A 12,646-nucleotide genomic window follows, 5' to 3' on the forward strand; every position below is an offset into this window, starting at 1 on the left:
GGCTCAACGACTGGTCGCGGCGGGTCCGCCTGCCGACTCGGGGGCCGGGGCGGCGTCACTGCGGATGTCGATCCGCCACCCGGTCAAGCGCGCAGCAAGGCGGGCATTTTGCCCTTCCTTGCCGATGGCGAGGGACAACTGGAAGTCGGGGACGACGACACGTGCAGCCCGGGCCTCCGGGTCCACGACAGTGACAGAGACCACTTTCGAGGGCGACAGCGCGTTGCCGACGAACCGGGCGGGGTCGTCGTCGAAGTCGATGATGTCGATCTTCTCGCCTGCGAGCTCACTCATCACGTTGCGCACGCGCTGACCCATCGGCCCGATGCACGCTCCCTTCGCGTTGAGTCCCTGCACCCGCGACTGGACGGCGATCTTCGACCGGTGACCGGCCTCCCGGGCGACTGCGATGATCTCGACCGAACCGTCCGCGATCTCGGGCACCTCGAGCGCGAACAGCTTGCGCACGAGGTTCGGGTGGGTGCGCGACAGGGTGATCTGCGGTCCGCGCTGCCCGCGGGCCACTCCGACGACGTAGCACTTGAGCCGCTCGCCGTGCTCGTAGTTCTCGCCGGGCACCTGCTCGGCCGGTGGGATCAGCCCCTCGGCGCCGTTGGCTTCGCTGCCGATCCGCACCACGACCATTCCGCGCGAGTTCGCCCGGGTGTCGCGCTGAATGACGCCGCCCACGATCTCACCCTCGTGGGTGGAGAACTCGCCGAAGCTCCGCTCGTGTTCGGCGTCGCGCAGCCGCTGGAGGATGACCTGACGGGCGGTGGTCGCGGCGATCCGGCCGAACCCTTCCGGGGTGTCGTCCCACTCCTCGCCGACCATGTTGCCGTCGGAGTCGACGTCGTGCGCCATCACCCGCACGATGCCGCTCTTGGTGTCGACGTCGATCCGTGCGTGCTGCTGATGGCCCTCGGTGTGCCGATAGGCGGTGAGCAGTGCCGTCTGGATGGTCGAGATGACCGTTTCGATCGAGATGCCCTTGTCGGCCTCGATGGCGCGCAGCGCCGCGATGTCGATATTCACTTGTCCAACCCCTCTACTACTTCTTCATCTTCCGACGCATCCGCGTCCGCGGGCGCCACGCGCCCCTCGGGAATTCCACCCGCAAGTTCCAGTTCCCTCGGATCCGGTTTCGAGAATTCCACCTGCACAACAGCTTTCTGGACGTCCGCCAGGGCGACGCGGCGAACCTCCGGGCCCGTCCGGGAGCCGATCACGACCGCGACCGAATCGCCGTCGAGGGCTCCGATCCGGCCTACGACCGTCTCGTGCGCGAGATCGATCCGCGCCTTGCGTCCGCGGGCGCGTCGCCAGTGCCGCTCGTGCGTGAGCGGCCGGTCGATGCCCGGGGACGTCACCTCGAGCGTGTACGGGGACTCCCCGAAGTCGGAGACCGAGTCGAACACCTCGGAGATCTCGTGGCTCAGCTTCGCGACCGCGTCGAGTTCGAGTCCGGCGTCGCTGTCCACCATGATCCGGACCGCGCTGTGCCTGCCCGCGAGGGTGACCGCAACGTCCTCCAAGTCGTAGCCCTGGCGTTGCACCAGATCGGAGATGAGCTCCGTCACCCTCTCCTTGGATGGAACCGGCATCGGGGAAGCTCCTCGTTTCAGTTGTCACTCGTCGGTTAGTCAGTCACTCGTCGGTCGGTCAGGGCCTCGTGCCGCGCACGCAGCACCACGAACCCGTCGTGACGGGTTCGAGCATCTAAGAGTAACGCCGATTCGACGCACCGGTGACCAGCCCCGGTGCTCGATTCCCGGGATCGCGGCCCGACCTGGCACCATGGACCGGTGCTCATGCCCACCGTCTCCCGGCCCCCCACGTCCGGTCCGGCCGTGTCCCGGCGCGCCGCTCTCCGGTTCGCAGCAGCCTCGGCGTTCGGTATCGCGGCCGTCCCCGTCCTGGCGGGGTGCGCCGGCGACGGCGACTCCGCCGTCGAGGTCGATTCCCTCGTCGCGCAGTCGCGGTTGGCGCGCCGTGACGCCGCCGGCGCGGCCGCGACGATCGCACTGCTCCCCGACCGGGCCGCCGCACTGGAACTGGTCCGTGCGCAGCGCACCGCGCACGCCGATGCCCTGGACTCCGAAATCGCCAGGGCTGCAGGAACTTACCCGGATGGAACCGCACCGACCACGTCCTCTGCGGCGTCCACGACACCGACCGAACCCGCACCCCCGCCCGGTCTCGATCAACTGCGCGCCGACCTGGCCGAGTCGCAGCGCAGCGCAGCCGATTCGGCGCGCGTCCTGACGGCCTACCGGGCCGGTCTCTGCGCGTCGATCAGTGCCGCCTGCGGAACGTATCTGGCGGTGGTGCTGCCGTGACCACTCCTACCGAAGCCGAGGGCCGGAGCCTCGCCGACGCGTTGACCGCCGAACATTCGGCGGTGTTCGCCTACGGCGTGGTCGCAGCCTTCTCCAACCCGGCCCGGGCTCCGCAGGTCGCCACGTCGGCGGCCGCTCACCGCGCCCGCCGGGACTCGCTCCTGGACACGCTGACGACGGCGGGCATGGCCGCCCCGGTCGCCGAAGCGGGCTACACGCTGCCGTTTCCGGTCACCGACCCGATCACGGCGGCGCAACTCGCTGCCGAGGTGGAGGCCGACACAGCCGTCGCGTGGCGGGCCGTGGTCGAACACGGCGAGACCGAGGACACGCGCACGCTCGGCGTCACGGCACTGAGCGAGGCGGCCATCCGGGAAGCCACCTGGCGCGCGGCACTCGGAACCGATCCGGTCACCGACCCGTTCCCCGGACAGCCCTGACGACACGCAGGTTCCCGCCCACCGGGATTCCGCACCCGCGCGGATCGTCCGCCCCCTAGCGTCGTCCCCGACACCACTGACGGGGACGAGAGGACGGCGGCGTGGACGAAAGCTCGGTGGAGCAGCGTCTGGCGAACCTGGAGCGGATCGGGGCGATCAAGGCGCTCAAGTACCGATACTGGCGAGCGTGCGACGGAAAGGATCCGGACGCGTTCCGTGCATGCTTCGTCTCGTCCGGGGCATCCATCGACTTCGGCCCACTCGGCCGGTTCGACGACGCCGACCGGCTCACCGACCTCTTCCGGACGATCGCGCTCCACGAGGTGGACGGCAGGCACGTGATCCTCGACATGCACCACGGTTTCCATCCGGACATCGTGCTGCACGGCGACACCGAGGCGTCGGGTACGTGGACGCTGCAGTTCCGCCAGGTCGACCTGACGAAGGGCACGGAGACCGTGTCGTCCGGCGAGTACGACGACACCTACCGCTTCGAGGACGGCGAGTGGCGAATGTCGCGGTGCCACTTCACCACTCGGTGGTCGATCACCCGCCCGCTCACACCGGACACAGTGGTCGCCCAGTGAGCGCCAGGGTCGCTCTCGTCACCGGCGCGAGCCGCGGCGTCGGGAAAGGCGTGGCGAGGGCGCTGGGCGCAGCCGGCTGGACCGTCTACGTCACCGGACGCGGGCCGCTGACGGAGGACAGCCCCCTGTCCGTGTCGGCGCAGACGGTGACCGGCGCCGGTGGCACCGGCGTCGCCGTGGCCTGCGATCACCGCGACGACGCCGACGTGCGTGCGCTGTTCGCCCGCATCTCCGACGAGCAGGCCGGCCGACTCGACCTGCTGGTCAACAACGTGTGGGCAGCCCCCGCGGGATTCGGCGGGTTCAGCACACCGTTCTGGGAACGGCCCCTCGACGACTGGGATTCGTTGATCGGCGTCGGTCTGCGCGCGCACTACGTCGCGTCCGTGGAGGCGGCGCGCCTGATGGTGCCGCGAAGGTCCGGGCTGATCGCGAACATCTCGTCGTTCGGGACCCGCGGGCATCTGCACTCGGTGCTCTACGGCATGTCCAAGGCCGGGTTGGACAAGATGGCCAGCGACATGGCGGCGGAACTGGCTCCGCACGACGTGCGCGCGGTCTCGCTGTGGCCGGGGATCGTGCGAACGGAGATGATCGCCGCCAGCGGCCTGGAGACCATCGCGGGATTTCCCGTCGCCGATGCCGAGTCTCCCGAGTTCGTCGGCGAGGTGATCTGCGCCCTGACAGCGGACCCCACCCTCGCGGAGCGCAGCGGTCACACGTTCGTGACGGCGGAGCTGGCCGTCGAATACGGCATCACCGACACGCAGGGCCGCACTCCGCCGTCGCACCGGGGACCGTTCGGCGGCGGTCCCCTGTTCTGAGCCGTCGCCGTCAGTTCACGTCGCGTCGGCGGACGAGCCAGACCGTGCCCACCGCGAATACGGCGACGTAACCGCCCAGGACGAGGACCGACGTGCTGCCGTCGAGGATGTTCAGGACTCCGGGGGTGGTGTCGCCGCCGAAGTCGCGAAGGGATCCGGCCAGCGAGCCCGCGGCGGTGCCGGGGAGAAAGTCTGTCACTACCGACACGGGGTCGAGGAGGGCGGCAACTCCGCGGAGCAGGTTTTCGACCACGAGCACCCACACGAGGCCGAGACCGACGGACAACGCAGGCCCCCGCGCGAGAGCGCCGACGAGGACCCCGGCCACGGTCCACATGGCGAGAATGAGCATCCCGGAAGCGAGCGCCTTCAGCATGGCCGCCGCCGGAGGCAGACTCGGCGACTCCGACTCGACCGCGGCGATGACGCTCGCCACCCCGAGATCGACGACCGCCACCGTGACGACCAGCCCGACCACCACGGTCAGCAGAGCGAGCAGGGTTCCGGTGAGCGCGGCCGATCGTGGAGGCCCCTGGGTGAACACGGTCTTCCACGTCCCCCAGCCGTAGCCGCTGCCGAGGGTGAGGGCGCCGAGGATGAGCATCAGCGCGCCCCCGAACATGGCCATGCCCTGGGTGAACACCTGGGGCACCGCCGAGGGCAGCATCTGCGCGAGCAGCACGTCCGGCGGCGCGGACGACGCTATGTCGGTGGTGCCGCCCGTCTCGAGGGTGATGTAGTTGAAGAGGTAGACGAAGACCAGGTTCAGCACGATCCAGGCGGCGAGCAGCACCCACATCGACGGCCATTTCCACAGTCGGAGAAGCTCGGCTCGGGTGCCGGCGATCACTGCATTCATGACACTTTCCTCGAATCGTTGCTTGCCGTGCGGTCGCCGTGACCGCCATCCGACGTCATCGCGAAGAAGACGTCCTCGAGCGATCGCTCCCGCCGGGACAGTTCGTGCACGTCGATTCCCGCGTCGACCAGAACACGGGCCACCTTCGGTGCCAGGTCCGGCGACACTGCGAGGGCGAGGGCGTCGCCCGCCGTGTCGACGACGTCCCGTCCCAGCAGTTCCGCGAGCACCGTCGCGGCGCGCTCCTGCGGATCGGCGCGCACAAGCAGGCTGGTGCCGCCGCGCAGTTCGGCCACGGTGGATTCCGCGATCAGCTCCCCGCGCGCGATCACCCCGACGCGATCGCAGATCTCCTGGACCTCGCTGAGCATGTGACTGGAGAGCATCACGGAATGCCCGGAGTCCGCGAGTTCGACTATCAGTTCCCGCATCTCGGCCATGCCGGCCGGGTCGAGCCCGTTGGTGGGTTCGTCGAGAAGCAGCAGATCGGGTTCGCCGAGGAGTGCGGCCGCGACACCGAGCCGCTGCTTCATCCCGAGTGAGTAGGTGCGAAAACGGTCCTGTCCCCGATCGCGCAGCCCGACCCGCTGCAGCGCGGACTCCACCGCGTCGTCCGGCAACCGGCGGTACCTGCTCAGCACCCGCAGGTTGTCGCGACCGGACAAGTAGGGGAAGAAGCCGGGTCCTTCGATCAGCACACCGGTGCGCGCCGCGACCGCGTGGTTGCCGGGTGCATGCCCGAAGAGCGTCGCCGTGCCTGAACTCGGCCGGACCAGGCCGGTGAGCATGCGCAGGGTAGTGGTCTTGCCCGCACCGTTCGGTCCGAGGAACCCGTACACCTCCCCTGCCCGCACGGTCAGGCTGACGGCATCGACCGCCGTGTGTTCGCCGTAGCGTTTGGTCAGCCTGTCGGTGACCACGATGTCGGAAGTCATGCCTCCAGCGTCGACTCGGCGCGAGCCGCGCGCATCGGCCTGCGCGCGTCTCCTCGGGTACGTGTCGCGGACGATGACAGGTTCGCGGAATCGGGTCTACGTTCGGGTGGTGCGCACTGACCGGAGGGACACGTCGATCGCCCCGCGAGACCTCCTGATCGCCCTGGGCGTCGCGATCGTGCAGGTCGGCGGCAGTATCGGCGCGAACCACAACCAGTCGTGGGCGGAGCCGCTGGACGCCGCGGCCTTCGTGTTGCTGGTATGCGGCCCCCTCGCGCTGGTCTTCCGGCGACTGCGTCCTGTCACGGTCCTGCTCGTCGTCCTGACCGTCACTGTCCTCTACGTCGCGCGGGGCTACGGGTACGGCCCGGTGTTCATGTCGCTCGTCGTCGCGTTCCTCGGCGCCGCGACGGCCGGGTCGAGGTGGCTCACCTATCCGGTTCTCGCCATCGGCTACGTCGTGATCGTCTTCGCCGTGCCCGCCGTGTCGTCCGCCGAGTCGGTGTCGGTACCCGCCCTCACCGGCATCGCCGCGTGGATGCTGGTGCTCCTCGCCGTCGCCGAGATCATCCGTCAGCGCCGCGGGACGCTCGACGCCCGCCGGCAACGCGCCGAGGCGGCGCAACGCAGCACCCTCGACGAACAGCGTCGACGCGCCAGCGAGGAGCGGCTCGCGATCGCCCGCGAACTGCACGATGTTCTGGCACACAGCCTTTCCCTGATCAACGTGCAGGCGTCGGTCGCGCTCGAGCTGTGGGACAGCAGACCCGAACAGTCGCAGGAGGCGCTGTCCGCGATCAAGGTCGCCAGCCGCGACGCGATCGGCGACGTTCACGCGCTGCTGGCGTCGCTGCGGGGCGGCGAGGACAGCCCGCCCGTCGCGCCTACCGCCGGAATCGGAGACCTGGACGGTGTGGTCGAGCGTGCCCGTGCCGCCGGTCTCACCGTGACGACCGTCGTCGACGGCGCACCGAGGCCGCTGCCGACCGTGGTCGACGTGGCTGCGGCGCGAATCGTGCAGGAGTCGCTGACCAATGTGGCCCGCCATTCCGGGGGCTCGTCGGCCGACGTGACGGTGTCGTACACGCCCACCTCCGTCCGCATTCGGATCGACGACGACGGCCGCGGCCCCGCCGGCACGTCGACCGGTGGCGGCGGAAACGGCATCCCCGGGATGCGGGAGCGCGCACGCGCTCTGGGTGGTGAGCTGGCCGCCGGAAGTGGGCCGGGCGGCGGCTTCCGGGTCCAGGCGACGCTCCCCTTCGCCGCTGGCACGGCGAGCCGGGCATGACTATTCGTGTGCTCGTCGCCGACGACCAGGCCCTGGTGCGGGCGGGGTTCGCCGCCCTGCTCGACGCCCAGGCCGACATCACCGTCGCCGGTCAGGCCGCGAACGGTGAAGAGGCGGTGAGCCTGACGCGATCGCTGGTCCCCGACGTGGTTCTCATGGACATCCGGATGCCGGTGCTCGACGGGTTGGAGGCGACCCGGCGCATCGCCGCCGATCCCGCGCTGTCCGGCGTGCGGGTGGTGGTGCTCACCACGTTCGAAGTGGACGAGTACGTCTTCGAGGCGATGCGCGCGGGGGCGACGGGTTTCCTCGTCAAGCACACCGAACCCGCGGAACTGGTGCGGGCGGTCCGTGTGGTGGCCGACGGCGACGCCCTGCTGTCACCGTCGGTGACTCGGAAGCTGGTCGCGGAGTTCGCGACCCACGCCAAACCGCCGCCGCGCACCAGCCGCCTCGACGACCTGACCGAGCGCGAACGCGAGGTGATGACGTTGATTGCGGAGGGACTCACCAACGCCGAGATCGGCTCGCGGCTGTTCCTCAGCCCGGCCACCGCCCGCACCCACGTCAGCCGGATCCTGGTGAAACTCGGCGCCCGGGACCGCACCCAACTGGTGGTTCTGGCGTACGAGTGGGGGCTGGTCCGGCCGGGCTGGCAGGACTGACTCGCCGTGGTGGCCACGCCGCCGCGAGCCGGCACCGCAGAAGTCGGCAGCATCCAGCGAATCGAGGACCAGGGCTATTCGAGCGTCCTGGTCCCCGACACGCTGTGGACCGTCGCGCCGTTCCCGGCGCTCGCCGCGGCGAGTGCGGTCACCACGACGCTCCGGTTGCGCGGCTGGGTGCTCGCCGCGCCCCTGCGCGGCCGGACCGTGCTCGTCCGCGAGGTGAAAGCCCTGCATGTGTTGTCGGACGTCCGCTTCGAACTCGGAATCGGGGTGGGCCTCCCGGACCTGCCCGTGGTCGTGGCGGCGAGCGGGCCTGGCATGCTCGCAACGGCCGGACGAGTGGCCGATCGCAGCTCGCCGGCACCGGGTCCGCCGGCCACCGAGAATGACCTCGCCGATTCTCCTGCGCGCGTTCGTTCTTCGACCGATCGCCCGATTCGACTCACCCAGTCGTTGGTTGGATTCGGCGAACACCTGCCGGCCTGGTACACGCGCTCGGGTATCGACTCGGCTCGGCTGGTCGAGGCGGGCGCCGTGGGATTTCCCGACGGCGACGCCGACCAGGTCGCGCAGGTACTGGTCGACCGAAGCCGGCGGCACGTGATCGACGAGTACACCGTTCCCGGCGAGCTCTCCGATGCATTCATCCCGATCCTCGAAACGTTCGAGGGCCCGGACCTGACGGCCCGGGCCCTCGATCCGACAGGTCACGTCGACGCCAGTACCGCCTTGGACCGTCCCGGCATGAGGGCAGCGGCGACGACCGCGACCGCCACGAATCCGGCCCCCACGTACAGCGCGGGTGCGAGAGCGTCGATGTATCCGGTGGGGGTCAGGCTGCCGCCCGCCCCGAGGAACACGGCGGTCAGGAGCGCGATCCCGAGCGCGACGCCGATCTCGCGGAGTGTCGCGTTGGTCGAACTGGCGGTGCCGTGATCGGCCTCGGGCATGTCGGCGAGGACGGCGGTCGCGTTGGGCGCGAACGTCAGCCCCATCCCGGCGCCTGCCATCACGAACGCGGGAATCATGCTGCCGTACGTGGCGCCGGGGACGATGAGTGACGCCATCCAGAGCAGCGACAACCCCTGCAGAACCAGTCCGGCGACGAGGAGTGTCCGGACTCCCAGCCGCGGCGCGAGCAGTCCCGCGATCGGCGCCACCAGCATGGGGGCGGCCGTCCACGGCAGCGTCCGCAGACCGGCCTCGAACGGCGAGTACCCCATCACGATCTGCAGGTACTGCGACAGGAGGAAGACGGCGCCCATCATTCCGAGGGTGAACGTCAGTCCGATGACGTTGGCCAGGGCGAACTGACGCGACCGGAACAGTCGCAGCGGCATCACGGGGAAGGGTGTGCGCAACTCGCGCACCACGAACGCCGCGAGCAACACCACCGAGGCGACGAGTGCACCGAGCACTGTGGCGCTGGTCCAACCGTCGTCGTTGCCGTGCACGATGCCCCAGACTCCGACGAAGACGGCGGCTCCGGCGAGGACGACGCCGAGCGGATCCAGCGGCTGACGCTTCCCCCTCGACTCACCGAGTGCGTAGAGCGCCAACGGGATCGCGACCGCCGCGACGGGAACGTTGATCCAGAACACGGCCTGCCACGACACCCCGTCGACGACGGCGCCGCCGACCACCGGTCCGAGGGCGACGCCCAGTCCCGAGACGCCGCCCCAGACCCCGATGGCGAGCGCGCGCTTGGTGAGCGGCACGGCACCGGCGAGGAGGGTGAGGGAGAGCGGCATGATCGCGGCCGCGCCGACGCCCTGGACGGCCCGCGCGGCGATGAGCATCCCGGAGGTCGTCGAGAGTGCCGACGCGATCGAAGCCAGCGCGAAAAGCACTATTCCCCAAAGGAATACGCGGCGACGTCCGAGCCGGTCACCCAGCGCGGAGAGGGTGAGCATCAACGTCGCGAAGGCGAGTGTGTAGGCGTTCATGAACCACTGCAGCTGCCCCACCGACGCACCGAGGTCGCGCTGGATGACGGGCAGGGCGCTGGTCATCACCAGGTTGTCGAGTGTGGCCATGAACATCGGTATCGAGGCGGCGACGATCGCGAGCCAGACCGGGACGACCCGGCTGCGTCCTCGCCGCGAGGGCGGCGCCGATTCGTGTTCCAGGCGTTCGGAGAGTGTCGTCATGACGGGTCCTCATATCCGAGTCGTGGGTGTGGGCACTCACGGGAAGCATTGTAAGCATCAGATGATTACTTATTTCGAAGACTAGTAATCGACTGATAACATGTCAACATGGCATCGCCCGTGAAACAGACCCGGATGAGCGCGACCGAGCGTCGCGAACTCGTACTGGCGGCCGCGTCCCGCGCGTTCGCCCGGGACGGCTATCACGGCACCAGCACCGACGCCGTCGCACGCGAGGCGGGGGTGTCCCAGCCCTACGTGGTCCGGATGTTCGGTTCGAAGTCGCGACTGTTCGCCGACGTCTTCGACCGGGCGATGCGCCGGATCATGGACGCCTTCGAACCCTGCTTCGACGACGTCGCCGCCGACCCGGAGAACGACGAGTCGTGGCTTCCGCTGGGCATCGCGTACACCGAACTGCTCGAAGACCGCGATCTCCTGCTCGTCATGATGCACGGCTTCACGTCCGGCGCGAACCCGGAGATCGGCGCCCTGGCGCGCGATTGGATGTCGCGGCTCTACACGCAGATCCGAACGCGCACCGGATGCAGCCCCGAACGGGCCCGCACCTTCATCGCCAACGGAATGCTGCTCAACACCCTGCTCGCCATGCAGGTACCCGAGCATGCCGGGCAGGATCCGGCGCTCGAGGAACTGGCCGTGTGCGCGTTCGGCAGCACCCTGGACGCGGCGGCAACCGAGAACTGATCGGTGATCGGCGACTTCCGCTCTTGATCTTGCTCATCCGACCGCAGCCGGGGCACGATGGAAGCGTGCGGAAGGGGTGTCGCCGTGGACCGAGCGGTTGAGTCTCGACTGAGCTATTCCGACCGGGAGGGTCACCACCACACCGTGGACCTCTCCCCCACTTCCGCGCGCGTCACGATCGGACGCTCGCCGGGATCCGACCTGCTCCTGACCGAGGACGACGAGGTCTCCCGGCTGCATGCGGTGCTCGAATGCGTCGGATCGCACTGGACCATCCTCGACGACGGACTGTCCCGCAACGGCACCTTCGTCAACGGCGAGCGGCTCGCGGGGCGTCGGCGACTCCGGCAGGGCGACAGCATCCGGATCGGCGGCACCAAGATCCGGTACCTGGAATTCGGCGGCGCACTGGACGAGGCCACCCGGATGGGTAGCGACATGCCCGACGTCCGATCGCTCACCGACACCCAGCGGGCGGTCCTCACGGCGCTGTGCCGGCCGTACAAGCACGGCGCCGCCTTCGCGAATCCCGCCTCGAATCAGCAGATCGCCCAGGAACTGTTCCTCAGCGTCGACGCGATCAAGACCCACCTGCGCGCGTTGTTCGCGAAGTTCGGCGTCGGCGATCTCCCCCAGAATCAGAAGCGGGTCAGCCTGGCCGAACGGGCCATGCGCAGCGGCATCATCAACGAGCGCGACCTCTGATCAGCTGGCAGCCATCAATTCGCGGTCGAGCGCGGCGGTCTCGCCGTGGGCGATCCGCTCGACCAGGCCGATGATGGCGAGGGCGACGTCGGCCGCACGCTCGAGGATCACCGAGTGCCCAGCCCCGTCGACGCTCACGAGCTCCGAAGCGGGGAGTTCCGAGGCCATCGCGACCGAATGCTGGAGCGGGGTGAGCATGTCCACCGAGCCGCACAGGATCAGTGACGGGATGTGAGCCAGCGCGGCGAGGGAATGCCGCTCGTCGAACCCGAGCAGCGATTCGAGGAAACTCGACATGGTCACGACGGACGTGGTGTTGGCCATTGCCGCTACCAGCGCCACCAGCCGGGGATCGACGGCCCGGTTGCGGGCGCCTGCCGCGCGGGCGATGGCCGTGCAGACGGTGCGACCGACCCGCTTCGATCCGTGCACGACCCGGGGCGCGCGGCGGACCGCGGTGCGGAACAGCGACACCGCGGGACTGCGCAGGTGACGACCGAGACCGGCCTCGGCGAGGTCGCACGCCGCGGTGGAGATCAGGGCCATGCCCACGATCCGCGAACCGATGGTGTGCGGGTTCTGCCGGGTGTACGACAGCGCGGTCATCCCACCCATCGAGTGCCCGACGAGGACGACCGGGCCGTGCGGCGCGACGGCGTCGAGCACGGAACCGAGGTCGCGGCCGAGCTGATCGATTGTATAGGTGGCGGCGGGCGCCTCTCCCGACTCGCCGTGTCCGCGGTGATCGTAGAAGACCATGCGAACGTCGTTGCGCCAGAAGCGGACCAGCTGTTCGCGCAGCGCCCACCACGACTCCGTGCGCAGGCAGTGACCGTGAACGAACACCACCGTGGTGGCCGCGTCGGGCGAGCCGAACTCGCGGACCGCGAGCGGGACCCCGTCGTCGGTCCTGACCGTGAGGCGACGGCCTTCGCGCTCGTGTGCAACCGAAGTGTTCGACATGATGGCCTCCTCGGTTTCTTCGCTCGCGGCCTGTGATGCGTTACGTTCTTGCACGTCCTCTACTGTGCCGCTCCTCCGCGGCCCCGGACAGGACCCCCAGTGGTGGCCCGTACACCCTGAGGTGTTGCCGTTCCCACCCCAAGGGTGACTGGACGCGGACACACGGAGAGCTCCCTC

Annotated in this window: 14 protein-coding genes and 1 pseudogene; 9 read left to right on the forward strand and 6 right to left on the reverse strand. The window is 69.4% G+C overall.

Features of this window, described 5'->3' with window-relative positions:
- Window positions 1–3: 3 nt before the first annotated feature.
- Window positions 4–1,035 carry a transcription termination factor NusA gene (gene nusA, locus H0B43_RS03600; protein WP_185729257.1) on the reverse strand — a complete coding sequence of 344 codons (1,032 nt, stop codon included), beginning with the start codon at window positions 1,033–1,035 and terminating at the stop codon, window positions 4–6.
- Window positions 1,032–1,604: a ribosome maturation factor RimP gene (gene rimP / locus H0B43_RS03605; protein ID WP_185729256.1), complete on the reverse strand. Its 573-nt coding sequence runs from the start codon at window positions 1,602–1,604 to the stop codon at window positions 1,032–1,034. Before rimP ends, nusA begins: the two co-directional genes overlap by 4 nt.
- A 207-nt stretch (window positions 1,605–1,811) precedes the next feature.
- On the opposite strand from rimP, the gene H0B43_RS03610 reads away from it, so the two are divergent.
- From H0B43_RS03610 to H0B43_RS03625, 4 genes are all read left to right on the forward strand, one after another.
- A complete protein-coding gene (locus H0B43_RS03610) occupies window positions 1,812–2,339 on the forward strand; it encodes a hypothetical protein (protein WP_185730122.1) in 528 nt (175 codons plus the stop codon).
- Window positions 2,336–2,779 carry a ferritin-like domain-containing protein gene (locus tag H0B43_RS03615; protein ID WP_185729255.1) on the forward strand — a complete coding sequence of 148 codons (444 nt, stop codon included), beginning with the start codon at window positions 2,336–2,338 and terminating at the stop codon, window positions 2,777–2,779. Before H0B43_RS03610 ends, H0B43_RS03615 begins: the two co-directional genes overlap by 4 nt.
- A 101-nt stretch (window positions 2,780–2,880) precedes the next feature.
- Complete coding sequence (locus H0B43_RS03620) at window positions 2,881–3,366, forward strand: nuclear transport factor 2 family protein (protein WP_185729254.1); 486 nt, start codon at window positions 2,881–2,883, stop codon at window positions 3,364–3,366.
- The gene (locus tag H0B43_RS03625) at window positions 3,363–4,190 is read left to right on the forward strand and encodes an SDR family NAD(P)-dependent oxidoreductase (protein WP_185729253.1); all 828 of its coding nucleotides are present in this window, start codon (window positions 3,363–3,365) and stop codon (window positions 4,188–4,190) included. Before H0B43_RS03620 ends, H0B43_RS03625 begins: the two co-directional genes overlap by 4 nt.
- Before the next feature lie 10 nt (window positions 4,191–4,200).
- Here H0B43_RS03625 and H0B43_RS03630 read toward each other — a convergent pair whose 3' ends face one another.
- Window positions 4,201–5,049, reverse strand: a complete 849-nt coding sequence (locus H0B43_RS03630) for an ABC transporter permease subunit (RefSeq protein ID WP_185729252.1) — start codon at window positions 5,047–5,049, stop codon at window positions 4,201–4,203.
- The gene (locus H0B43_RS03635) at window positions 5,046–5,984 is read right to left on the reverse strand and encodes an ABC transporter ATP-binding protein (RefSeq protein WP_185729251.1); all 939 of its coding nucleotides are present in this window, start codon (window positions 5,982–5,984) and stop codon (window positions 5,046–5,048) included. The genes H0B43_RS03630 and H0B43_RS03635 overlap by 4 nt, the downstream gene beginning before the upstream one ends.
- 109 nt (window positions 5,985–6,093) lie before the next feature.
- On the opposite strand from H0B43_RS03635, the gene H0B43_RS03640 reads away from it, so the two are divergent.
- The 3 genes and pseudogenes from H0B43_RS03640 to H0B43_RS42440 all read left to right on the forward strand — a co-directional run.
- Complete coding sequence (locus H0B43_RS03640; protein ID WP_312033939.1) at window positions 6,094–7,275, forward strand: sensor histidine kinase; 1,182 nt, start codon at window positions 6,094–6,096, stop codon at window positions 7,273–7,275.
- Entirely contained in the window at window positions 7,272–7,940 is a 669-nt protein-coding gene (locus H0B43_RS03645; protein WP_185729249.1) for a response regulator transcription factor, read from the forward strand. The genes H0B43_RS03640 and H0B43_RS03645 overlap by 4 nt, the downstream gene beginning before the upstream one ends.
- 9 nt (window positions 7,941–7,949) lie before the next feature.
- Window positions 7,950–8,213, forward strand: a pseudogene (locus H0B43_RS42440) (LLM class flavin-dependent oxidoreductase); the annotation flags it as partial.
- Between the two features lie 437 nt (window positions 8,214–8,650).
- Here H0B43_RS42440 and H0B43_RS03655 read toward each other — a convergent pair.
- Window positions 8,651–10,093 carry a DHA2 family efflux MFS transporter permease subunit gene (locus H0B43_RS03655; protein ID WP_185729248.1) on the reverse strand — a complete coding sequence of 481 codons (1,443 nt, stop codon included), beginning with the start codon at window positions 10,091–10,093 and terminating at the stop codon, window positions 8,651–8,653.
- Window positions 10,094–10,201: 108 nt separating this feature from the next.
- Here H0B43_RS03655 and H0B43_RS03660 point away from each other — a divergent pair, with 108 nt between their 5' ends.
- Window positions 10,202–10,801 carry a TetR/AcrR family transcriptional regulator gene (locus H0B43_RS03660; RefSeq protein ID WP_185729247.1) on the forward strand — a complete coding sequence of 200 codons (600 nt, stop codon included), beginning with the start codon at window positions 10,202–10,204 and terminating at the stop codon, window positions 10,799–10,801.
- A 57-nt stretch (window positions 10,802–10,858) separates the two neighbouring features.
- Window positions 10,859–11,506 (forward strand): FHA domain-containing protein, encoded by a 648-nt coding sequence (locus H0B43_RS03665; protein WP_185729246.1) that lies wholly within the window; start codon window positions 10,859–10,861, stop codon window positions 11,504–11,506.
- On the opposite strand, the gene H0B43_RS03670 is transcribed toward H0B43_RS03665, so the two are convergent.
- Window positions 11,507–12,469 carry an alpha/beta fold hydrolase gene (locus H0B43_RS03670; protein WP_185729245.1) on the reverse strand — a complete coding sequence of 321 codons (963 nt, stop codon included), beginning with the start codon at window positions 12,467–12,469 and terminating at the stop codon, window positions 11,507–11,509.
- Window positions 12,470–12,646 lie beyond the last annotated feature (177 nt).

The sequence above is a fragment of the Rhodococcus sp. 4CII genome, from assembly GCF_014256275.1.
Classification (GTDB): Bacteria; Actinomycetota; Actinomycetes; order Mycobacteriales; family Mycobacteriaceae; genus Rhodococcus_F; species Rhodococcus_F wratislaviensis_A.